This is a genomic window from Pseudomonas sp. URMO17WK12:I7, from assembly GCF_003269045.1.
Lineage (GTDB): Bacteria > Pseudomonadota > Gammaproteobacteria > Pseudomonadales > Pseudomonadaceae > Aquipseudomonas > Aquipseudomonas putida_J.
Genome location: NZ_QLTL01000016.1, coordinates 27,974 through 49,558, shown reverse-complemented (window position 1 = coordinate 49,558; position 21,585 = coordinate 27,974). Strand labels below are relative to the sequence as shown.

Genomic DNA, 21,585 nt, shown 5'->3' with positions numbered 1-21,585 from the left:
AAAGCCGAAGCCAGCGCATCCGCCTGCCCCCAGGCAAACTGGAAGCCGGCAGCGCCAACACCACTGCCGGCGTGCAGCACTTATCGCCAGTCGACCCTGTTCATAAAGAAGGCCTGCGCATTCGCCTCGAGGCTCTCCAGGTGATAGCCCCCCTCCTGCACAATCACACACGGCAACCGCAACGCCCGAATCCGCTCACCCAACGCCGCAAACCCGTCAGTCGTCACCGCCACCTTGCTCTGCGGATCCTGCTCATAGATATCGAACCCAAGCGACAACACCAGCACCTCGGCGCCAAAGTCCTTCACCGCATCCAGCGCAATCTCCAGCTGCCCCATAAAGTCCGCCTCGCTGGCCCCATGGGCCATCGGCAGGTTCAGGTTGTACCCCTCCCCCACGCCACTGCCGCGCTCGTCCTCGAACCCCGCCACCCCCGGATAGAAATTGGTCGGGTCACCATGGGTCGACACGTACAGCACATCGTTACGTTCGTAGAAGATCTCCTGGATCCCCTGCCCGTGGTGCATGTCGGTGTCGAGAATCGCCACACGGCTATAGCGGCTGCGCAGTGCCTGAGCCGCCACCGCGGCATTGTTGATGTAGCAGAACCCTCCGGCCGCATCGAACCGTGCATGGTGCCCCGGTGGCCGGCACAGCGCGTAGGCGGCGGGCTCGCCATCGAGAATGGCCTTGGCCGCGGCCACCGCGCTCTGCGCCGACCAGTAGGCCGAACGCCAGGTGTTTTCACCCACCGGGCAGCTGCCGTCGGCCAGGTAGCGCGCAGCCTGGGCGAGGATGCCGCGCAGGGCGTTGGGCTCGCGCACGAAGATATTCGACATCACCTCGTCGCCCCAGTCCTCGGGCACGTCCTTCCAGCGCGCATGGGCCTCTTCGAGGAACGCCAGGTACGCTTCGCCGTGCACAGCTTTGAGCGGCGCCAGGCCGGCATCGTCGGGCTGGCGGATGTCGAAGCCCAGGTCCTTGGCGGCCTGCAGCAGGTGCTGGGCGCGCTCGGGGACTTCCTGCGGGGTGCGCATGGCACCGCGCGAGTAGTAGCTGCGCGGATGGTGCAGCAGCTGTTCGGGGTGGAAGTAGCAACGCATCAGGCTTCTCCTTGTTCGACCTGGCCGGCGCGGGCCAGCACGGCATTGAGCAGAACATCGACGCCCTGGCGGGCATCTTCGGGCAGTACGTCTTCGGCTTCGTTGTGGCTCAGGCCACCGACGCAGGGGATGAACACCATCGCCGTCGGGCAGTAGCGGGCCAGCAGGATGGCGTCGTGGCCGGCGCCGCTGACGATGGTCTGCTGGGCATAACCAAGCCCGTCCACCGCCTGCTGCACGGCAGCTACACAGTCGGCGTCGAACGGCGTCGCCGGGCTGACCCAATGGCGTTCGATACGGACCTGCAGACCGCGCGGGTTGGCGATGGCCTGCAGCTTCAGGGTCAGGTCGCGTTCCATGGCCTCGATGGCTTCGTCGCGGTGGTGGCGCAGGTCGACGGTGAAGCGCAGCACGCCGGGGATGGTGTTGCGCGAGGATTTGGCGATCGACAGTTCACCCACGGTGGTCAGGCCTTCTGGCGCAAAGTCTGCCGCCAGTTGCTCGACCGCCTGGATCATCCGCGCGGCGCCGTACAGGGCGTCCTTGCGCAGCGGCATCGGCGTGGTGCCGGCGTGGGCGGCCATGCCTTCGACGGTCACATCCAGCCAGCGGATGGCCTGGCCACCGCTGACCACGCCGATGGCCTTGGCGTTGTCTTCAAGGATCGGGCCTTGCTCGATGTGCGCCTCGAAATAGGCGTCGACCTGGCCGCCCAACGGGCGCTGGCCGGCGTAGCCGGTGCGCTGCAGTTCGTCAGCGACGCTGATGCCATCGGCATCGCGGATGGCCAGAGCCTGGTCCAGCGCCAGCGTGCCGGTGAATACCGCCGAGCCGAACATGGCCGGGGTGAAGCGCGCCCCCTCCTCGTTCGTCCACACCGCGATTTCCAGCGGCTTGCGGGTGTGGATGCCAAGGTCGTTGAGGCGGCGAACCACTTCAAGGCCCGCCAGCACGCCATAGACGCCATCGAATCGGCCGCCCTCGGGCTGGGTGTCGAGGTGGCTGCCCATCATCACCGGGGCGGCAGCCGGGTCGCTGCCGGCGCGGCGGGCGAACAGGTTGCCGATGGCATCCACCGTCAGCGTCAGGCCGGCTTCGCGGCACCAGTGGCTGAACAGTTCACGGCCGGCCTTGTCCTCGTCGCTCAGGGCCAGGCGGCAGCTGCCGCCACGGGCGGTGGCACCGACTTCGGCCATGGCCATCAGGCTCGCCCACAGGCGTTCGCCATTGCTTTTCAACATGTGCGGGTACTCCAGAATCAGGTGGATCGATCAGGCCAGTTCCAGGCGCTGGCTACGGGCGTACTGGCGTGCCAGGGCAAGCACGCAGACCAGGGAAATGCTGGCGATCAGGGTGTAGAACACGGCCATCGGCCACCATTGTCCGGTGAAGGTGTGGGCCAGCCAGGTGCCGATCAGTGGCGTGAGGCCGCCAGCGATGGCGCCACAAACCTGGTAGGCCATGGAAATCGCGGTGTAGCGCACGCGGGTGTCGAACATGCCGCTGACGTAGCCGGCGATCACCGCGTAGAACGACGCCATGCAAGCCGCCGCCAGGGCGATGCCAAGCACGATCAGCGGGCCTTCGCCGGAGCTGACCAACACGAACATCGGGTACGGCGAGGCCATCGCCAGCAGGGCGACCAGGGCCAGGAAGCGGGTGGCTCCGAGCTTTTCCGAGAGCCAGGCGGCCAGCGGCTGTACGCAGAACTGGATGACCGCCACGAAGAACAGGCATTCGAGGATCAGCGAGCGCTCAAGGTGCAACTGCTGGGTGGTGTAGCTGATCATGAAGGTGTTGGTGAAATAGACCCCGGCGATACCCAGGGTGTTGGCACCGATGCACAGCAACAGCGGGCGCCAGGCAGTACGCAGTACTTCCAGCACCGGTGTCTGCTCCTTGCGCTGGGCCCTGGCTGCCTGCTCGCGGCTGGCAATGAACTCGGGGGACTCGTTGACCCCCAGGCGAATCGCCAGGCCCACCAGCAGCAACAGCGCGCTGGCCAGGAACGGCACACGCCAGCCCCAGCTCATCAGGTCTTCTTCCGGCAGGCGGGTCACCGCGCCAAAGGCCAGCAGCGACAGGATCAGGCCTGCAGGGCTGCCCAGCTGGGCGAACGACGCGAAAAAGTTGCGGCGGCCCTTGGGCGCATGTTCGCCGGCCATCAGCACGGCCCCGCCCCACTCACCGCCCACGGCAATGCCCTGGATCACCCGCAGGATGATCAGCAGCACCGGCGCAGCGGCGCCGATCTGCGCGTAGGTCGGCAACAGGCCGATGCACACGGTGACGATGCCCATCATCAGCAGGGTGATGACCAGCGACTTCTTGCGGCCGATGCGGTCGCCCACGTGGCCAAAGACAATGCCACCCAGCGGCCGGGCGAAGAAGCCCACGGCGAAGGTGCCGAACGCGGCCATGGTGCTGAACAGGCTGTCGTCGGAGGGGAAGAACAAGGCACCGAACACAAGGGCGGCGGCGGTGGCGTAAATGTAGAAGTCGTACCACTCGATCATGGTGCCGATGAACGCGGCGGCGGCGGCACGACGCGGCTGGGGCGAAGCGGTGGGCTTCATGGTGGCTCCTTTGCTTGTTTTTCTGGCAGGAGTTAAGGGGGTCACGGTTACGCTCTGGTGGCGCTTGGCTTGGTGGCCGGTGTTGGCTTGCCCGCGAAGAGGCCAGCACCGATATCACTGGCCTCAATGACTGCGATTTATCGTCCTGGGGCTATGATTAGTCAATTTTCTATTTATTATTCGCACTATTAGCCCTGCTTATCATCGAGCCTGCCATGTCCGACCGCCTGCTCAACGACCGCCTCGACTGGAACCTGCTGCGCACCTTCCGCGTGATCGGCCAGGAGCTGTCCATCAGCCGCGCGGCTGCCCGCCTGCACCTTACCCAACCGGCCGTGAGCCAAGCGCTGAAACGCCTCGAAGAACAGCTCGGCCGCCAGCTGATCGCTCGCCGTGGGCCACGCTTCGTGCTCACCGACATGGGCGAGCAGCTGTTTCAGCTGGCCGGTGAGGTGTATGGGCAGATGTCGCAGATCGGCGGCCTGCTGGAGCAGCCGGCGGACGAACTGGTAGGCAAGGTGCGCTTGCTGATGATCAGCCGCATCGTCAGCGAGCGGTTCGATGACTTCCTGGCGGACTTCCATCGCCAGCACCCAAGGGTCGATCTGGAAATCGACGTGATGCGCAGCTCGGACATCGTTGCCGCATTGCAGGAAAAAACCGCCACCGCAGGCCTGAGCCTCAATCGCCGGCCGCAACCACGCCTGGAACAGCGGCTGTTCCTGCGCCAGCGCTATGCGTTTTTCTGCGGCAAGCACCATGCCTTGTTCGGCCAGGCCGAGGGCGATCTGCAGCGGGAGAATTTCGTCAGTTTCACCAGCGACCAGATTGGCGGCATGCTGTCGCCGCTGACCATTTTCCGCGACCAGCAGGGGTTTTCCGGGCGGATCGTGGCGTCGTCGCCGAGCCTTGAAGAAGTGCGCCGACTGGTGATTGCCGGGTTCGGCATCGGCTGCCTGCCCGAGCATGTGGTAGCGCCGGACGTGGCGGCAGGGCTGCTGTGGAAGCTGCCACCTGAAGAAGGAATTGCCGATGTGGACATTCACCTGTTGTGGAACAGGGAACAGCGGTTGAGCCGGGCCGAAGAGGTGTTTATCGAAGCATTGCAACAGTGCTTGATCTAACGCTTTTGAGCCGCACGATAGACCTCACTCCACTGGCGCTTGCCAACGGATACCACCACTACAACGATCCGCGCCTCCTCGACTCGCTAGACCAGGCGAGGCCCTGAAGTGTGCACGGCGTGATTGCCGACCTGGGCACTGCCGAAGGCGCCGAAACCCTGTTCGCCGCCCACCCGCAGACCGATATCCTGGTCAACAACCTGGGCATCTACGACGACGTAGACTTCTTCGAGGTGCCCGACAGCGAGTGGGAGCGCTTCTACGACGTCAACGTGTTGTCCGGCGTGCGCCTGGCTCGCCACTATGCCCCGGGCATGGTCGGCAAAGGCTGGGGGCGGATCCTGTTCATCTCCTCCGAATCGGGCATCGCCATCCCCGCCGACATGATCAACTACGGTGTGACCAAGGCCGCCAACCTTGCTGTGTCCGACGGCCTTGCCAAGCGCCTGGCCGGCACCGGGGTAACGGTCAATGCCGTGCTGCCCGGCCCGACCCTGACCGACGGCGTCGCCGCACTGGTGGCCGACGCCGCCCAGGCCTCCGGGCGCAGCATCCGTGAAGAAGCCGACCACTTCGTGCGCAACGCACGGCCAAGCTCGATCATCCAACGCGTCGCCGAGGTCGACGAAGTCGCTCACCTGGCGGTGTACCTGGCCTCCCCTTATTCCTCTGCCACCACCGGCGCGGCCCTGCGGGTCGACGGTGTGGTCGACAGCCTCGCTATCTGAAGCCAACTGGAGACTTACACCATGGCAGCTGCCTACGCTTCCCTGCACACCCAACACAGCCCTGACCACGTCTGGGCCCTGATCGGCGGCTTCGACAGCCTGCCCGACTGGCTGCCGTTCATCCCTGAAAGCCTGTCCAGCGAAGGCGGCCGCGTGCGCTCGCTGAAAGACCCAGACGGCAACAGCATCGTCGAACGCCTGATGGCCTTCGACGAAAAGGCACGCAGCTACAGCTACACGATCCTCACCAGCCCGTTCCCGGTGACGGGCTACCTGTCGACCCTGCGGGTCAAGGCCGATGGCCAGGGCAGCCTGATCGAATGGTTCGGCGAATTCACCCCGGCTGGGGTCAGCGATGCAGAGGCGCAGGCGCTGTTCAAGGGCATCTATGAAGGTGGCCTGCAGGCTTTGGCATCCACTTTGGATTGAAAACATGGGGGCGCTTTGCGCCCCATTCGCAATTGAAGGCGGGCGGACGCGGCGGAAAGTGGGTGGCTCGCCTGAATTGAACTGTCTTGGGCAGGTGTCGGCCTCGAGCTCTTGGTGCCAGTGAGATCGAGCGCCGCCCGCGCGGCGCATCGCGGATGAATCCGCTCCTACAATTTGTTGCAACGTGGCCATGCCTGTGAGGCCATGGTTGTCAGCCTTGTTTACAAGGCTCAAGGCATGCGCCAGGGCTGGCAACCATAGCGTTGCAGGTTTGGCACGTTGCAACAGATGTAGGAGCGGATTCATCCGCGATGCGCCTCGCGGGCGGCGCTCGATCTCACAGGCGCTTAAAGTGCGGTGGCGGTCACCCGGAGGCCTTGACACGGCACTTTCCTGGGATGCCTCCAACAACCGCCGATCTCGCTGAACTTGGATCCCATCCGCCGAAGGAGTATCCTCTCGCAATAGCTATATGCCATCACTCAGGCACACTCCGTGCCTGGCCTTCAAGGACGAAGCCCCGTGCCCAGCCACCCGACCCGCCACACCATCGCCCGACAATGGCAGCTACTGAAACTGCTGCCCGACCGCCATCCCGGGATGAGCTCCACACAGTTGCAGGCCGCACTGGCCAGGGTCGGCCACAAGACCAGCAAACGTACCGTCGAGCGCGACCTCAATGAGTTGGCAACGCTGTTCCCGCTGCACTGCAACAGCAAGGGCATGCCCTATGGCTGGTACTGGCAGCCTGGCCTGAGCCTGGATGCCGCCCAACAGTTGCAGCCGGATGTACTCAGCCCTTCGCAACAGATCGAACTGCAAGCCTGGGTCGACGATGGCCTCGCCCGTCGCTTGGAAGACCAGCCACTCTCCGAAGACATGCGCCTGGCCCCCCACGACAATGGCGGCGCGATGCTCGCGGCCACGGTCGAAGACAGCCGGGCGCTGATGGGCTGGCTGCTCTCCCAGGCCGGCTCGATCCGGGTCAAGGCGCCAGAAACGCTGCGCGTGTCGATGGTCGAACAGCTGCGCCAGAGCCTGGCCCTGAACGACGACGGTTATTGACCGGCAGGCAAAAGTCATTGTCTCCCGGGCCGCTTTTTCCCCACCGCTGCCCTGCCCAGAATGCGCTCCTGACAACGCTTCACCTTCAGGAGAATTCGATGAAACGCTTCCAGCCCCTGCTGCTCGCTGCTGCCCTGGCGAGCACCGCCCAGGCCACCCTGGCCGCCGACTGGCAGGCCTCGCCTTATGGCAGGCAGGACGAGATCGGCGCCGCCAACCTGCTCACACCCGAGGTGGTGAAACAGGCCGTGAGCCTGGTCAAGACCGGCAAGACCTACCCCCTGGCAGTACCCGTCAGCAAAGACCTGCCGGCCTTCCGCCATCGCAGCTTCCACCTGTACAACATCCAGCCCGGTGAACAGGCCGGCCAGACTCTGGGCCGCAACAAATTCACCTTCAACGACGAACTGGTCAACGGCTGGACCGGCGTCGGCACGCAGCTCAACGGCATCGGCCATATCGGTATCGACAACGTCTACTACAACGGCAACAAGGCGGCCGATTTCGTCACCGTCGAAGGCGTGATCAAGCTGGGCGTGGAAAAGGTGCCGCCGATGGTCACCCGCGGCGTGGTGCTGGACATGACCGCCCACTACGGCAAGGCCATCGTCCCCGGTGGCACCGCGTTCAGTGTCGACGACATCAAGGCCGTGCTGAAGAACGAAGGCATCACCCTGCGCAAGGGCGATGTGGTGCTGTTCAACACCGGCTGGCTGGAGTTGATCGGCAAAGACAACCAGCAGTTCCTCGCCACCGAGCCTGGCATCGACCTGGCGGCCGCCGAGTGGCTGGCGGACCAGGGCATCGTCGCCTTCGGCGGGGATACCTGGGCTTCGGAGGTGTACCCGAATCCGACCGGTGAAGAATTCCCGGTCAACCAGTTCATGCTGGCCAAGCGAGGGATCTACAACCTGGAACTGATCGACACCCGCGCATTGGTCAAAGACAAAGCCTTCGAGTTCCTGTTCGTGCTGGGGCAGCCGTTGTACAAGGGCTCGACCCAGGTCAACATCAACCCGGTGGCTATCCACTGACTCGAAGCAGTGAAACGTCATACAGCATGAGCCGTACAGCCTTACGGTGAGGTACCTGCAGCTTGACTAGCATCGGCGCTCCCTTGATCAAGCGAGTGCCTTCACCATGCTTCTGACCCGCCCCAACTGCGCTGCGTTGACGCTGCTGTGCGCAACTGTTCTTGCGAGCCCTGCGCTGCTCGCCATGCCCCTGACCCGCGATAACGGCGCTGCAGTCGGTGACAACCAGCACTCCCAGACTGCCGGTGCCACTGGCCCGACCTTGCTGCAGGATGTGCAACTGATTCAGAAACTCCAGCGCTTCGACCGCGAACGCATCCCGGAACGCGTGGTGCACGCCCGCGGCACCGGCGCCCATGGCGAGTTCACCGCGTCCGAAGACTTGTCGGCGCTGACCATGGCGCCGCTGTTCACCCCCGGCGAGAAGACCCCGGTGTTCGTGCGCTTCTCGTCGGTGGTGCATGGCCTGCACTCGCCGGAAACCCTGCGCGACCCGCGAGGCTTCGCCACCCGCTTCTACACCTCGACGGGCAACTGGGACCTGGTGGGCAACAACTTCCCTACGTTCTTCATCCGCGACGCCATCAAGTTCCCGGACTTGGTCCATGCCTTCAAGCCCGACCCTCGCAACAACCTGGGCAATGATGCCCGGCGCTTCGACCTGCTCTCGCACATGCCGGAGGCCACCCGCACCCTGACCCTGCTGTACTCCAATGAAGGCACCCCTAAAAGCTATCGGCACATGGATGGCAACAGTGTGCATGCCTACAAGTTCGTCAACGCCAAAGGTGAACCCACCTACGTGAAGTTCCGCTGGAAGAGCCTGCAAGGCCAGGAAAACCTCGACCCCAAAGCTGTGGAGCAGATCCAGGGCAAAAGCTTCAGCCACATGACCGAGGACCTGGTAAGCGCCATTGCCCGTGGCGACTATCCCAAGTGGGACCTCTACATTCAGACCCTGCGCCCAGAGCAGCTGGCAAGCTTCGACTTCGACCCGCTGGACGCCACCAAGGTCTGGCCGCAAGTGCCTGAGCGTCGGGTGGGGCAGATGGTGCTCAATCGCAATGTCGGCAACTTCTTCCAGGAAACCGAACAGGTCGCCCTGGCGCCTTCCAACCTGATCAAGGGTATAGAGCCCTCCGAAGACCGCTTGCTGCAGGGCCGGCTCTTCTCCTATGCCGACACCCAGATGTACCGGGTCGGCGCCAACGCTGGCAGCCTGCCGATCAACCAGCCGCGAGCGGCCGTCAACAATGGCAACCAGGATGGCGCACTCAACCCCAACCGCACCCGTGACATGGTCAACTACCAGCCCAGCCGCCTGCAGCCGCGCAGCACCACCGAGTCTGCGCGCTACAGCCAGCTGGCCTTGAGCGGCACGACCCAGCAACAGGGCATCACCCGCGAACAGAACTTCAAGCAGGCCGGTGACCTTTACCGCGCTTACTCGAAAAGCGAGCAGCACGACCTGGTCAACAGCTTTGGCCAATCACTGGCTGTTGCCGATGAGCAGAGCAAGCACATCATGCTGTCGTTCCTTTACAAGGCCGATGCCGAGTACGGGACGAGGGTTGCAAAAATTGCAAAGGGTGACTTGAAACGGGTCAAGGCGCTGGCAGCCGACCTGCAAGACTGAGGTTGGCAAGCCCGGCCAACCTGGCCCGATAGCTGCCCGGGCTCTGCCCGGTCCACTTCTTGAATGCCCGGTGAAACGCACTGGGCTCCTGGAAGCCGGCCTGCTCGGCAATCTCGGCGATGCTCAACGTGCCTTCGCGCAAATGCTCGAAGGCCATCGCGCGGCGGACTTCATCCTTGATCTGCTGATACGACCGCCCTTCACGCTCCAGCTGGCGGCGGAAAGTACTGGCACTGATCCCCTGCTGCTCGGCCATGGCCGCCAAGGTCGGCCATTGCCCATAACGGCGGGCGCGCAAATGCCGATAGACCTCGGCAACCAGGCCAGTCTGATTGCGAAAGCGGATCACCAGGCCCTGTGGCGCACTGCGCAGGAAGGTTTTCAGGCCCGCCAGGTCCTGCACCACCGGCAAGCGCAGCCAGGCACTGTCGAACTCGACCTCGGTGCGCCCGCTACCCAGGCGCAGGTCCGGCCCCCACAACAACGGGTCATCGTCCTGGGCCGGGCGTGCCACCGCCAGTTCGGTGCGATCAATGGCGATGCGCCGCCCGGCCAGCCAGCACAGCAGGCCGATCATCAGCACCAGGTAGGTTTCCTCGGCGTACACCCGGGTCAGCGGGTCGGCGATCGCCGACTGAACACTGATCACCGCACGCCCACCGCGCAACGTGAGGTTTCCGCGCAGGTCGCGCAGGAACAGGGCGAAACTGCTCATGCACTGGCGCAGGGCTTTTTCCAGGTTCGGTTCCTGGATCAAGCCACGGCAGATCAGGGCAAAGCTGCCCAGTGGCATGCCATGGCTGTCGAGGCGAAAGAACTCATCGTCCAGCAGCTCGATCAGCTCCAGCCACAATCGCGCGAATGCCTTGGCCGGCACCCGTGCCTGGGGCTGACCGAGCACGGCCGGGTCGATGCCCACGCCGCGCAGCCGCCCCTCGAGCACCTCGGGCTGCTCGCGCAAGGCATGCAGCATGGCATTGAGAAAGTACACCGCGACCGAATCGCTATCGCGCATGGCGGAATTCACTGTTTATGCTGAGTGGCAAAAAATGCCAGGTTGACTGAACAGATCCGGCATAGGCTGCAAGGGAGCCTTTGCCTAGACTCGGACCCACCTCGGGATCGCCGGCCATTCTCGCAGAGCCTGGCCTGCTCCCGCCATGCCTTCGCAATCGGAGCCTCTATGAGCAGCGCAGAAATCTATGTCGTCAGTGCCGTCCGTACCGCCATCGGTGGTTTCGGTGGTGCCCTCAAGGACCTGCCACTGGCCGACCTGGCCACCGCCGTGACCCGCGCCGCCATCGAACGTTCGGGCGTGTCTGCCGAGCAGATCGGCCATGTGGTAATGGCCAACGTCATCCCTACCGAAGCACGCGACGCCTACCTGTCGCGGGTGGCGGCCATGAACGCCGGCATCCCCAAGGAAACCCCGGCCTTCAACGTCAACCGCCTGTGCGGTTCGGGCCTGCAGGCCATCGTCTCGGCCGCGCAGTGCCTGCTGCTGGGCGATGCCGAAGTGGCCCTGGCCGCCGGTGCCGAGTCCATGAGCCGTGGCCCGTACCTGCTGCCACAGGCTCGCTGGGGCGCGCGCATGGGGGATCTGCAAGGCATCGACTACACCGTCGGCGTTTTGCACGACCCGTTCGAGCACTTCCACATGGGCATCACCGCGGAAAATGTTGCCGCCCAGCAGGGCATCAGCCGCGAAATGCAGGACGAACTGGCCCTGACCAGCCAGCGCCGCGCCGCCCGTGCCCAGGCCGAAGGCCGCTTCGACAGCCAGATCGTGCCGATTGAACTGAAAACCCGCAAAGGCACCGTGCAGTTCGCCGTCGACGAGCACGTGCGTGCCGATGTAACGGCCGAGCAGCTGGCCGGCATGAAAACCGTGTTCAAGAAGGACGGTACCGTCACCGCCGGCAACGCCAGCGGCATCAACGATGGCGCCGCCGGCCTGGTGCTGGCCACCGGTGACGCCGTGCGCCGCCTGGGCCTGAAGCCACTGGCGCGGCTGGTGGCCTACGCCCACGCTGGCGTTGAGCCGGAACTGATGGGCCTTGGCCCGATCCCGGCGACCCGCAAGGTGCTGGAAAAGGCCGGCTTGAGCGTCAACGACCTGGACGTGATCGAGTCCAACGAAGCGTTCGCCGCCCAAGCCTGCGCCGTGGCCCGCGAACTCGGCTTCGACCCGGAGAAAGTCAACCCGAACGGCTCGGGCATTTCCCTCGGCCACCCGGTCGGTGCCACCGGGGCGATCATCGCCACCAAGGCCATCCACGAACTGCAGCGCATCCAGGGCCGCTACGCGCTGGCCACCATGTGCATCGGTGGCGGCCAGGGCATTGCCGTGGTCTTCGAGCGCGTCTGAGGGGGCTGAAACATGACGATTGAACAGATTGCCGTGATTGGCGCCGGTACCATGGGCAACGGTATCGCCCAAGTGTGCGCGGTGGCCGGCTACCAGGTCCTGCTGGTGGACGTCTCCGACGCCGCGCTGGAGCGTGGCGTGGCCACCTTGAGCAAGAACCTGGAGCGCCAGGTGAGCAAGGGCACGCTCGAGGCCGAGCGCGCCGAAGCGGCAAAAACCCGCATCCGCACCAGCACCGACTACGCCCAACTGGGTAGCGCGCAGTTGGTGATCGAAGCCGCCACCGAGAGCCTGCAGCTCAAGCAGCGCATTCTTCAGCAGGTGGCGGCCAACGTCGCGGCCGACTGCCTGATCGCCACCAACACCTCGTCGCTGTCGGTGACCCAGCTGGCAGCCAGCATCGAGCACCCGCAGCGCTTCATTGGCGTGCACTTCTTCAACCCGGTGCCGATGATGGCCCTGGTCGAAATCATCCGCGGCCTGCAGACCAGCGACAGCACCTATGCCCAGGCGCTGGTGGTCACTGAAAAGCTTGGCAAGACGCCGATCACCGCCGGCAACCGCCCAGGCTTCGTGGTCAACCGCATCCTGGTGCCGATGATCAACGAAGCGATCTTCGTGCGCCAGGAAGGCCTGGCCAGTGCCGAGGACATCGACACCGGCATGCGCCTAGGCTGCAACCAGCCGATCGGCCCGCTGGCCCTGGCCGACCTCATCGGCCTGGACACCCTGCTGGCAATCATGGAGGCCTTCCATGAAGGCTTCAGCGACAGCAAGTACCGCCCTGCCCCGCTGCTCAAGGAAATGGTCGCGGCCGGATGGCTGGGGCGCAAGAGCGGCCGTGGTTTCTTCACCTACTGAGGAGTGCACGCCATGCCCCCGGTCAATGCCGCCATGCGCTGTGCCAACTTCGAGGAGCGACGTGACCGGGCCATGGCACTGTTCGCTGAAAAGGGCTTTGGCCAGGTCAGCATGCGCGAGCTGGCAGCGCATGTGGGCCTGACCGCCGGCTCCCTGTATCACCATTTCCCCAGCAAGCAGGACCTGCTGTTCGACCTGATCGAGGAGTTGTACGAAGAGCTGCAGGCGACCCTGGAACAGGGGCGGCGGGCAATGGCACGTGGGGGGTCGGCGTTGAACTGCCTGATTGCCGCGCACTGGCAGTTGCATGCCGAGCGGCCCATGCAGTTTCGCCTGGCCGAACGCGACTTGTGCTGCTTGAGCGAGCAGCAGCAGGTGCACCTGGGGTTGCTGCGCAAGCGCTATGAAGCGGGGTTGCTGCGCCTGATCGCGCCGCGGGCGACTTTGCAGGGGGAAGCACTGGTGGCGACGGCGCATGTCGTGGCGACCTTGCTCAACCAGTTGCCGGGGATGCTCAAGGGCTTGCCTGAGCAACAAGGGCTCGGGTTGATGGAGAGCCTGTTGGTCGGCGGGATCGAGCGGACCCTAACGTAACGCACGGTCATTTCAGGCGCGGCCTTGCGTGGCCCTTTCGCCACACAAGGCCGCTCCCACGAAGATATCGCTCAGCCTGCAGCAGTCAGCGCAGCAGCGCCTGGATCTGCTCGTGCAGGGTGTCGAGGTCGAACGGCTTGGCCAGGATCGGTGCCTTGCGGGCGATCGGGCTGCCGGACTCAAGGATTTCCGCCGGGTAGCCGCTGATGAAGATCACCTTCAGGTCCGGCCGCAGCTTCACCGCAGGCTCGGCGATTTCCACCCCGGAAATGCCACCCGGCAAGCGGAAATCGGTCACCATCAGGTCCAGGTGCGGCTTGCTCGCCAGGATGGCAAACGCCTGCTCACCGTCTTCAGCCACCAGCACGTGGTAGCCCTCACCCGCCAGGTAATCGCGCAGGATCATCCGGATCGCCGGTTCATCCTCGACCACCAGTACTACATCTTGTGCATCTTCACTCATGATAACGCCTTGAAATTCATACAGTTGGCCATCTGACCCCAGGCTTACGCGGAGGTTGCCCGCAGCTGGTCGTTTTGTTCGGTTTCGCCCGCCAGCGGCAGTTGCAGGCTGAACGTGGCACCCTTGCCCTCCTCGCTTTGCACCTCCAGACGCCCGCCATGGGCATGGACGATCTGCTCGGAGATATACAACCCCAGCCCCAGCCCGGCGCTAGCCTGCTGGGTGGCCACGCGCTCGAACTGCTGGAAGATACGTTGCTGGTTGGCAGCGCTGATACCGATCCCGTGGTCCTGCACCTGCACCCAGGCCATGCCGCCCTGCTCGAACACCCGCACCTGCACCGGCTGGCGCTCGCCATAGCGCAAAGCGTTGGACAACAGGTTGGCCAGCACTTGCTCAATGCGAAATTCGTCCCACTCGCCCTGCAAGGGCTCACAGCGCTGCAGCTCGATGTGCGTCTGCAAGGCCGTGGCCTGGGCCGCGAAGTTCTCCACCAGGCCGCGTACCAGCTGGCTCAGGTCGAACGCCTTGGGCCGCAGTGACAACTTGCCGGTGCGGATGCGCGACACATCGAGCATGTCCTCGATCAGGCGGATCAGGCTGTTGATCTGGCGCTCGTCACGCTCGACCATGGCCTGCAGCTTGTCGGGGCTGAACGCGTCGTGATTGCTGCGCGCCAGGTGCATCTTGCGCAACTGGGCTTCCAGGATCAGGCCATTGAGCGGCGTGCGCACTTCATGGGCAACGATCGACATGAAGTCGTCGCGCATGCGCACCGCATGCTCCAGCTCGCCACGCGCCACTTGCAGCTGGGCCAGCAGCAACTCCTGCTCCTGGCGGCTGCGCTCAAGCGCCTGCAACTGGCGATCCAGCACCTTGCGCTGGCGATACAGGTCGACGAACACCGACACCTTGCTCTTCACCGCCACGGTGTCGAGGGGCTTGTGCAGGAAGTCCACGGCGCCGCTCTCGTAGCCCTTGAAGGCATAGTTCATTTCGCGCCCGGCAGCGGTGACGAAGACGATCGGAATGTTGCGAGTCTTCTCCGTGCCACGCATCAGTTCGGCCAGCTCGAAGCCGTTCATGCCTGGCATCTGCACGTCGAGAATGGCCAGGGCGAACTCGTGCTCGAGCAACAGCGACAAGGCCGCTTCCGCCGACTGCGCCTGGTGCACCTCGCGGTCTTCACCCTGGATCAGGGCGGCGAGGGCCAGCAGGTTTTCCGGCAGGTCGTCGACGATCAGCAGTTTGGCAGTGGTGAGGCTTAGCATGCGCTGGGTTCCAGAGTAGCGAGCAATTGCCCGATACCGCTCAGAGAAAGGATAAGGTCAGGCGTGTGCAGGGCCAGGGCGGCCTCCGGCATCAGCGCCACCTGTGCGTCACGGGGGTCCTGGACCACGGTCCGGCCGCCGCTGTTCTTGATGTAGGCAAGCCCTTCGGCGCCATCTTCGTTGGCCCCGGTGAGCAGCACGCCGAGCAGCCCGGGGCCATAGGTATCGGCCGCCGAGGTAAAGAGAAAATCGATGGCCGGGCGCGAGAAATGCACCGGTTCTTCCTGGCTCAGTGACAGGCTGAGGTCGGCTTCCACCGACAAGTGATAGCCCGGCCCGGCCACGTAGATCTGCCCTGGGACAATGGCATCCTTGTCACAGGCCTGGCGCACCGGCCGCTGCAAGCGCCGTTGCAGCACCTCGGCCAGCTGGCTGTGGCGGTCGTCAGGCAGGTGCAGCACGCACAGCACCGGAATGGCGAAACCGGCAGGCAACGCACCGAGCACCGCGAACAGTGCCGTAACGCCGCCCGCCGAGGCGCCGATGACCACCGCGCGCACGCCGTTCATGATTTGCGGAAGATCCGTTCGGGTTTGACCAACGGCTCGAAACGCTCGCTATAGGCGGAAAAATCCACCGATTCCTTGCTGCCCAGCACCAGGAAACCACGGTGGCAGAGGGACTCGTGGAACAGGCCGAGGGCACGGTCCTGCAGTTCCTTGTTGAAGTAGATCAGCACGTTGCGGCAGGACACCAGCTGGGTTTCCGAGAACACACTGTCGGTGGCCAGGCTGTGGTCGGCAAAGGTCACGTTTTCGCGCAGGCTGCCGTCCATGATGGCGTTGCCGTAGGCGGCGGTGTAGTACTCGGCAAAGTCGCGGCGCCCGCCGGCCAGGCGGTAGTTTTCTTCGTACTCGCGCATGCTCTGCATCGAGTAGATACCCTGCTTGGCGCGGTCCAGCGAATGTGGGTTGATGTCGGTGGCATAAATGATGGTGCGTTCGAGCAGGCCCTCCTCGCGCAGCAGGATGGCCATCGAATACACCTCTTCACCGGTGCTGCAACCGGCAATCCACACCTTGATCGATGGCCAGGTGTGCAGCAGCGGCACCACTTCCTGGCGCAGCGCGAGGAAGTGGCCGGGGTCGCGGAACATCTCGCTGACCGGGATCGTCAGGTACTGCAGCAGCTGCATGAACATGCCCGGGTCGTGCAGCACCCGCTCCTGCAGCGCCGACACTGTAAGGCAGTCGAACTGGCGGAGCGCATGCAGGACCCGGCGCTTGATCGACGCGCCGGAGTAGTTGCGAAAATCGTAGCTGTACTTGAGGTAGATCGCCTCGATCAGCAGCCGGATCTCGATGTCGGTGTTGCGCTCGCTAGTCAAATTCGCTCCAGTTGCGGTAGCCACACACGGATCAACGAGAACAGGCGGTCCAGGTCGATCGGTTTGGCCAGGTAATCATTGGCGCCGGCCTGCAGGCAACGCTGCTGGTCGTCCTTCATCGCCTTGGCAGTCACGGCGATGATCGGCAGCTTGCGCCAGCGCGGCTGCTGACGGATCAGGCGGGTGGCCTCGAAGCCGTCCATCTCCGGCATCATCACGTCCATCAGCACCAGGTCGATGTCATCGTGCTGTTCCAGGCGCTCGATGGCTTCGCGCCCGTTGCGGCCGATCTCGACGATCGCGCCCTTGTGCTCCAGGGCACTGGTCAGGGCGAAGATGTTACGCACATCGTCGTCTACCAGCAGCACCTTGCGCCCTTCGAAGACCTTGTCGCGGCTGCGCGCGGTCTTGAGCATGCGCTGGCGTTCATGGGACAGCTGCGATTCCACTTTGTGCAGGAACAGCGTCACTTCATCGAGCAGGCGCTCTGGCGAGCGCGCGCCCTTGATGATGATCGAGCGCGAATACTTGAGCAGGTCGGCCTCCTCCTCGCGGGTGAGGTTGCGCCCGGTGTAGACGATCACCGGCGGGAACGAGCGGATATCCTCGGCGGTCATGCGCTTGAGCAACTCGTTGCCGAGCATGTCGGGCAGCTTGAGGTCGATGATCATGCAGTCGTAGATATTTTCGCGCAGCAGCGCCAGGGCGTCCTGGGCCATGGCCACGGCAGTGATCTCGACATCATCGTCGCCGATCAGGCGGGCGATGCTCTCGCGCTGCAGGTCGTCGTCTTCCACCAGCAGGATGTGCTTGAGCTTCTGGGTCAGCTTGGCTTCCAGGCGGGCGAAGACTTCCTTGAGCTCCTCACGGCTGGTTGGCTTGACCGCATAGCCCACCGCGCCCATGTGCATGGCCGCCTCTACCCGGTCTTCCACCGAGATGATGTGCACCGGGATATGCCGGGTGGTGGCCTGTTCCTTGAGGCGCTGCAGCACGGTCAGCCCGGAATGGTCGGGCAGGCGCATGTCCAGCAGGATGGCGTCGGGAACGTACTGTTCGGCCAGCTCGAAGCCCTCATCGGCGCACGGCGCCACCAGGCAGCTGTAACCCAGTTCGTGCGCCAGGTCGTAGAGAATGCGGGCGAAATTGGGCTCGTCTTCGACCACCAGGATGCAGCGGTTGCCAAACGGGGCGCGCTCGCGGTCATCACTGAAGGCCGGGGCCGGGCGCTTGGACACTGCAGGCGCGGCAATCGACGGCGCCGGCGGCAAGCTGTCGACCGCGGGCCGCAGGCTGAGCGCTTCGATCTCCTCACCTTGCGACTCGTAGCGTTCGGGCATGAACAGGCTGAACACACTGCCCTGTCCGGGGCTGCTGTCGACGGTGATCTGCCCACCAAGCAGATGCGCCAGGTCGCGCGAGATCGACAGGCCCAGGCCGGTGCCGCCGTAGCGGCGGTTGCTGGTGCCATCGACCTGGTGGAAGGCGCCGAAAATCGCCTGCTGCTGGTCGGCGGCAATGCCGATGCCACTGTCGCGCACCGAGAAGATGATGCCACTGCCGGCCTGGTAGCCGATGTTCAGGCTCACCTGGCCACGCTCGGTGAACTTGATGGCGTTGGACAGCAGGTTCTTGAGAATCTGCTCCAGGCGCTGGCGGTCGGTGAACAAAGTGGCTGGCACCTGTGCTTCGACCGTGACGTCAAAGCCCAGGCCCTTGTGCTCGGCCAGCGGCAGGAACATGCCGCGCAGGCCTTCGACCAGGCGCTCGAGCTGTGTGCTTTCGGGGCGCACTTCGAGCTTGCCGGCCTCGACCTTGGCGATGTCGAGAATGTCGTTGATCAGGTTCAGCAAGTCGTTGCCAGCGGAATAGATGGATTCGGCGAACTTGACCTGCTCGGCACTGAGGTTGCCCTCGCCGTTCTCGGCCAGCAGCTTGGCCAGGATCAGCGAGCTGTTGAGCGGTGTGCGCAGCTCGTGGGACATGTTGGCGAGGAATTCGGACTTGTACTTGCTCGAGCGCTGCAGGTCGTCGGCACGGGCCTGCAGTTCTTCCTGAGCCTGGCTGAGTTCGTCGTTCTTGCGGTCCAGGGCGTCGGTGCGTTCGGACAACTGCTCGTTGGTCTGTTCAAGTTCCGCCTGCTGGGTTTCCAGATGCGCCTGGGACTCCTTGAGCACCCGCGATTGCTCTTCGAGTTCTTCGTTGGCGGTCTTGAGTTCTTCCTGCTGCACCTGCAGTTCTTCGTTGAGTTGCTGGGTTTCGGCCAGCACTTCCTGCAGGCGTTGGCGGTAGCGGGCGCTTTCGATGGAGGTGCCGAGGTTTTCACTCACCCGCTCCATCAGCTCGTCGTCGCGGTCCTGCAGCGGACGCAGAAAACCGAGTTCGAGCACGCCGTTGATCTGCCCGTCGTTACGCGCAGGCATCAGCAAGGCCCCACGCGGCAGGCCGTCGCCAAGGCCCGAGCTGAGCCGGTAGTAATCCTGCGGCAGGTCGTCCAGGCGCAACAGGCGCCCTTCGCGCACGGCCTGGGCCAGCAAACCATCGTGGTCACCCAGCACCTGCTGGCGGGCCTGTTCTTCGCTGCTCAGGCCATAGCTGGCCACCCGCACCAGGCGGCCATGTTCGTCGCGCACGTAGAGCGCACCGACCACACTGCCCAGGTAGCTGGCGAAGAAGCGCAGGATATTGTCGCCAAGCATTGGCAAGGTCAGCTGGCCCAGCACCTGCTCGGCCAGTTGCGTCTGACCATTGCGCAGCCAGGCTTGGTGCTCCAGGCGCTCGGCGGCGCGCTGCTGAGCCTGAAGGTTTTCGGTGTAGCTGGCCGACAGTGCCAACAGGTCACGGCGGCCAAGGTAGGCGAGCAAGGCGCTGAGGCCGACAATCAATAGCACAAACACGGAAATGGCAGTGAGGGTGACCGTGCTGACCTTCTCGGTGCGCGCCATGCGCAACTGTTGTTCGGTGGCGATCAGGCCGTCGAACTCCTTGCGTATTTCGTCGGTGATGCGCTTACCACGGCCATTGCCGACCGAGGCGCGGTAGTCGCCACCGCCGCGGCGCTGGCTGATCATCTCGCCACCAAACTCGTTCCAGGCGTTCTGCAGGGCGATCAGCCGGTCGATCCGGTCGACCTGCTGCGGGTTGTCTTCGACCATCACGCGCAGGCTCTGCAGGCTGCTGAAGATGCGCGGCTTGGCCACCTCGTAAGGGTCGAGGAAGCGTTCCTCACCGGTGATCAGAAAACCGCGCATGCCGGTTTCCATGTCGATCGACAGCTTGACCGTTTCGTTGGCATTGCCGATCACCCGATCGGTGTGCTCGACCCATTGCATGGCCGAAAGCAGGTAGTTGATCACCGCGACAAAGGCCACGGCGCCAAGCAGGCCTACTCCAAGGGGTAAGCCGATATTGCGGCTCAAAAGCTTGCGGAAGCTTTGCTGGTCCATCGAGGCTGCTTGAATCATCTGAAAACGCCCGCGCGAAAAAAGTCCATTGAAAAGTGTGGCGGCTAAAGCCTGTTATTGTCTGCCGCTGCGCTCACCGGTCAACAGGCGAGTCTAACCCGCTTGGGCGGCTTCGGCAGGGCATTTAGCCAGTATTTGAAGGCAGAGTGTGAGAATCGTTCCATCGAAGTGCGACTGCCGGTATCCTCGGGAACTTCTGCTGCTGCCTGGCGCACAGAGTAGGAACATGACTTATTCAACAGGGAACCCACCATGCACCTTCTGGTTGTCGAAGACGACGACATCGTCCGTATGCTGATGCTCGAAGTGCTCGATGAATTAGGCTACAGCACTATTGAAGCGGAAAATGCCACGGCGGCGCTGAAGATCATCGAGGATACCAGCCAGCAACTGGCTCTGTTGGTAACCGACGTGGGCCTGCCGGACATGCGCGGCGAAGAACTGGCGACCAAGGCCCGTGCGGCGCGGCCGCTGCTGCCGGTGATGTTTGCCAGCGGTTATGCCGAGAGTGTCGATGTGCCCGAGGGCATGCACCTGATTGGCAAGCCTTTCACCATCGACCAGTTGCGCGACAAGGTCTTGGAAATTCTGGGTACGCCTTGAGATCGGCGGCACCTGTTTCGCGGCTAAGGCCGCTTCTACAGGCCTGTTACATCCCTGTAGGAGCGGCTTCAGCCGCGAACAGGCCGGTACAGGCCGGTACAGGCACCCCACCTTACAGCTCCCGCCGCAGCAGGTAAGTATCCATGATCCACCCCATGCGCGCCCGCTCCCGCTCGCGCACCTCAAGAATCCGTGCCTTCACGGCCTGCAATGGCCCGGCGATGAGCACTTCATGCTCGGTGCCCAGGTAAGCGCCCCAGTAGATCACCAGCGCCGGGTCCTCCAGCGTGGCGAACGCGCATTGCCCATCGAGCATCACCACCACGTTGTCCACCTGCCCCTGCTCGGCCAAGCGCCGCCCTGGCAGCACAGTCAGCGGCTCGCCAATGCGATTGAGCGGAACCTGATGCCGCGCCGCCAGCGCCTGCACACTGCTGATGCCAGGGATCACCTGCAGGCGCACGTCCACCCCGCGTTCGCGGACCAGGTCAAGCATGCGCAAGGTGCTGTCGTACAGGCCCGGTTCACCCCATAGCAAGAAGGCGCCGATATCCTCGGCGCCCATCTCCTCACTGATCAACCGGGCGTACAGTGCGGCACGCTGGCGGTGCCAGTCGTGAACCGCGCCCGTATAATCCGCAGCCTCGGCATCACGCTGCGGGTCTGCGACCTGCACCAGGCGGTAGCCGCCCTCCGGCCGGTAGCGTTCAAGCATGGCCTTGCGCAGGCGCACCAGTTCATCCTTGCCAGCACCTTTGTCGAGCACGAAGAACAGCGTGGCGCTGCGCAATGCCTCGACCGCCTCAACGGTGATCTGGCGTGGGTCGCCCGGGCCAATGCCGATCAACAGCAAGTCTTTCATGGCACCGCCCGGCCTGT

At 64.1% G+C, this 21,585-nt stretch carries 19 protein-coding genes and 1 pseudogene; 10 read left to right on the top strand and 10 right to left on the bottom strand.

Annotated features, from left to right (window positions below; genetic code table 11):
• Positions 1-80 precede the first annotated feature (80 nt).
• From H040_RS21445 to H040_RS21435, 3 genes are read right to left on the bottom strand one after another with little or no spacing between them, the layout of a single operon-like run.
• Complete coding sequence (locus tag H040_RS21445) at positions 81-1,103, bottom strand: histone deacetylase family protein (protein WP_027918546.1); 1,023 nt, start codon at positions 1,101-1,103, stop codon at positions 81-83.
• A complete protein-coding gene (locus tag H040_RS21440; RefSeq protein ID WP_027918545.1) occupies positions 1,103-2,344 on the bottom strand; it encodes a Zn-dependent hydrolase in 1,242 nt (413 codons plus the stop codon). Before H040_RS21440 ends, H040_RS21445 begins: the two co-directional genes overlap by 1 nt.
• A gap of 30 nt (positions 2,345-2,374) precedes the next feature.
• Positions 2,375-3,679, bottom strand: coding sequence for an MFS transporter (locus H040_RS21435; protein ID WP_027918544.1), 1,305 nt, complete (start codon positions 3,677-3,679; stop codon positions 2,375-2,377).
• Positions 3,680-3,894: 215 nt separating this feature from the next.
• Here H040_RS21435 and H040_RS21430 point away from each other — a divergent pair, with 215 nt between their 5' ends.
• From H040_RS21430 to H040_RS21400, 6 genes and pseudogenes are all read left to right on the top strand, one after another.
• Positions 3,895-4,803, top strand: a complete 909-nt coding sequence (locus tag H040_RS21430; protein WP_027918543.1) for a LysR family transcriptional regulator — start codon at positions 3,895-3,897, stop codon at positions 4,801-4,803.
• 110 nt (positions 4,804-4,913) lie between these two features.
• A pseudogene (locus H040_RS21420) lies at positions 4,914-5,531 on the top strand (SDR family NAD(P)-dependent oxidoreductase); the annotation flags it as partial.
• A gap of 21 nt (positions 5,532-5,552) precedes the next feature.
• Positions 5,553-5,960 carry an SRPBCC family protein gene (locus H040_RS21415; RefSeq protein ID WP_027918542.1) on the top strand — a complete coding sequence of 136 codons (408 nt, stop codon included), beginning with the start codon at positions 5,553-5,555 and terminating at the stop codon, positions 5,958-5,960.
• A gap of 522 nt (positions 5,961-6,482) precedes the next feature.
• The gene (locus H040_RS21410; RefSeq protein WP_027918541.1) at positions 6,483-7,025 is read left to right on the top strand and encodes a WYL domain-containing protein; all 543 of its coding nucleotides are present in this window, start codon (positions 6,483-6,485) and stop codon (positions 7,023-7,025) included.
• Between the two features lie 98 nt (positions 7,026-7,123).
• Positions 7,124-8,059, top strand: a complete 936-nt coding sequence (locus H040_RS21405) for a cyclase family protein (protein WP_027918540.1) — start codon at positions 7,124-7,126, stop codon at positions 8,057-8,059.
• A 184-nt stretch (positions 8,060-8,243) separates the two neighbouring features.
• Entirely contained in the window at positions 8,244-9,695 is a 1,452-nt protein-coding gene (locus H040_RS21400; RefSeq protein WP_256208058.1) for a catalase, read from the top strand.
• Here H040_RS21400 and H040_RS21395 read toward each other — a convergent pair.
• Positions 9,664-10,710 (bottom strand): AraC family transcriptional regulator, encoded by a 1,047-nt coding sequence (locus H040_RS21395; protein WP_050437203.1) that lies wholly within the window; start codon positions 10,708-10,710, stop codon positions 9,664-9,666. The two genes, H040_RS21400 and H040_RS21395, sit on opposite strands and share 32 nt — an antisense overlap.
• Positions 10,711-10,878: 168 nt before the next feature.
• On the opposite strand from H040_RS21395, the gene H040_RS21390 reads away from it, so the two are divergent.
• From H040_RS21390 to H040_RS21380, 3 genes are read left to right on the top strand one after another with little or no spacing between them, the layout of a single operon-like run.
• A complete protein-coding gene (locus H040_RS21390; protein WP_027918538.1) occupies positions 10,879-12,063 on the top strand; it encodes an acetyl-CoA C-acyltransferase family protein in 1,185 nt (394 codons plus the stop codon).
• Between the two features lie 12 nt (positions 12,064-12,075).
• Positions 12,076-12,924 carry a 3-hydroxybutyryl-CoA dehydrogenase gene (locus H040_RS21385; RefSeq protein WP_027918537.1) on the top strand — a complete coding sequence of 283 codons (849 nt, stop codon included), beginning with the start codon at positions 12,076-12,078 and terminating at the stop codon, positions 12,922-12,924.
• Positions 12,925-12,936: 12 nt separating this feature from the next.
• Positions 12,937-13,518 carry a TetR/AcrR family transcriptional regulator gene (locus tag H040_RS21380; RefSeq protein WP_027918536.1) on the top strand — a complete coding sequence of 194 codons (582 nt, stop codon included), beginning with the start codon at positions 12,937-12,939 and terminating at the stop codon, positions 13,516-13,518.
• A gap of 85 nt (positions 13,519-13,603) precedes the next feature.
• On the opposite strand, the gene H040_RS21375 is transcribed toward H040_RS21380, so the two are convergent.
• From H040_RS21375 to H040_RS21355, 5 genes are read right to left on the bottom strand one after another with little or no spacing between them, the layout of a single operon-like run.
• Positions 13,604-13,981, bottom strand: coding sequence for a response regulator (locus H040_RS21375; protein ID WP_023629509.1), 378 nt, complete (start codon positions 13,979-13,981; stop codon positions 13,604-13,606).
• Between the two features lie 44 nt (positions 13,982-14,025).
• On the bottom strand, positions 14,026-15,252 hold the full coding sequence (locus H040_RS21370) for a hybrid sensor histidine kinase/response regulator (protein WP_027918535.1): 1,227 nt from the start codon (positions 15,250-15,252) through the stop codon (positions 14,026-14,028).
• A complete protein-coding gene (locus H040_RS21365) occupies positions 15,246-15,821 on the bottom strand; it encodes a chemotaxis protein CheB (protein WP_027918534.1) in 576 nt (191 codons plus the stop codon). The genes H040_RS21370 and H040_RS21365 overlap by 7 nt, the downstream gene beginning before the upstream one ends.
• Entirely contained in the window at positions 15,818-16,639 is an 822-nt protein-coding gene (locus H040_RS21360; protein WP_027918533.1) for a CheR family methyltransferase, read from the bottom strand. Before H040_RS21360 ends, H040_RS21365 begins: the two co-directional genes overlap by 4 nt.
• Complete coding sequence (locus tag H040_RS21355; RefSeq protein WP_027918532.1) at positions 16,636-20,103, bottom strand: response regulator; 3,468 nt, start codon at positions 20,101-20,103, stop codon at positions 16,636-16,638. Before H040_RS21355 ends, H040_RS21360 begins: the two co-directional genes overlap by 4 nt.
• 252 nt (positions 20,104-20,355) lie before the next feature.
• Between H040_RS21355 and H040_RS21350 the strand changes: the two genes are divergently transcribed.
• Positions 20,356-20,706, top strand: a complete 351-nt coding sequence (locus H040_RS21350) for a response regulator (protein ID WP_027918531.1) — start codon at positions 20,356-20,358, stop codon at positions 20,704-20,706.
• 112 nt (positions 20,707-20,818) lie between these two features.
• On the opposite strand, the gene cobF is transcribed toward H040_RS21350, so the two are convergent.
• On the bottom strand, positions 20,819-21,568 hold the full coding sequence (cobF, locus tag H040_RS21345) for a precorrin-6A synthase (deacetylating) (RefSeq protein ID WP_027918530.1): 750 nt from the start codon (positions 21,566-21,568) through the stop codon (positions 20,819-20,821).
• Positions 21,569-21,585: the final 17 nt, after the last annotated feature.

Excerpts from the sequence above, each read along its gene's own strand:
- H040_RS21415 (WP_027918542.1), top strand. The coding sequence starts at position 5,553 with ATGGCAGCTGCCTACGCTTCCCTGCACACCCAACACAGCCCTGACCAC.
- H040_RS21350 (WP_027918531.1), top strand. The coding sequence starts at position 20,356 with ATGCACCTTCTGGTTGTCGAAGACGACGACATCGTCCGTATGCTGATG.
- H040_RS21365 (WP_027918534.1), bottom strand. The coding sequence starts at position 15,821 with ATGAACGGCGTGCGCGCGGTGGTCATCGGCGCCTCGGCGGGCGGCGTT.
- cobF (WP_027918530.1), bottom strand. The coding sequence starts at position 21,568 with ATGAAAGACTTGCTGTTGATCGGCATTGGCCCGGGCGACCCACGCCAG.
- H040_RS21375 (WP_023629509.1), bottom strand. The coding sequence starts at position 13,981 with ATGAGTGAAGATGCACAAGATGTAGTACTGGTGGTCGAGGATGAACCG.
- H040_RS21370 (WP_027918535.1), bottom strand. The coding sequence starts at position 15,252 with ATGCTAAGCCTCACCACTGCCAAACTGCTGATCGTCGACGACCTGCCG.
- H040_RS21440 (WP_027918545.1), bottom strand. The coding sequence starts at position 2,344 with ATGTTGAAAAGCAATGGCGAACGCCTGTGGGCGAGCCTGATGGCCATG.
- H040_RS21380 (WP_027918536.1), top strand. The coding sequence starts at position 12,937 with ATGCCCCCGGTCAATGCCGCCATGCGCTGTGCCAACTTCGAGGAGCGA.
- H040_RS21405 (WP_027918540.1), top strand. The coding sequence starts at position 7,124 with ATGAAACGCTTCCAGCCCCTGCTGCTCGCTGCTGCCCTGGCGAGCACC.
- H040_RS21445 (WP_027918546.1), bottom strand. The coding sequence starts at position 1,103 with ATGCGTTGCTACTTCCACCCCGAACAGCTGCTGCACCATCCGCGCAGC.
- H040_RS21395 (WP_050437203.1), bottom strand. The coding sequence starts at position 10,710 with ATGCGCGATAGCGATTCGGTCGCGGTGTACTTTCTCAATGCCATGCTG.
- H040_RS21390 (WP_027918538.1), top strand. The coding sequence starts at position 10,879 with ATGAGCAGCGCAGAAATCTATGTCGTCAGTGCCGTCCGTACCGCCATC.
- H040_RS21430 (WP_027918543.1), top strand. The coding sequence starts at position 3,895 with ATGTCCGACCGCCTGCTCAACGACCGCCTCGACTGGAACCTGCTGCGC.
- H040_RS21400 (WP_256208058.1), top strand. The coding sequence starts at position 8,244 with ATGCCCCTGACCCGCGATAACGGCGCTGCAGTCGGTGACAACCAGCAC.
- H040_RS21435 (WP_027918544.1), bottom strand. The coding sequence starts at position 3,679 with ATGAAGCCCACCGCTTCGCCCCAGCCGCGTCGTGCCGCCGCCGCCGCG.
- H040_RS21355 (WP_027918532.1), bottom strand. The coding sequence starts at position 20,103 with ATGATTCAAGCAGCCTCGATGGACCAGCAAAGCTTCCGCAAGCTTTTG.
- H040_RS21385 (WP_027918537.1), top strand. The coding sequence starts at position 12,076 with ATGACGATTGAACAGATTGCCGTGATTGGCGCCGGTACCATGGGCAAC.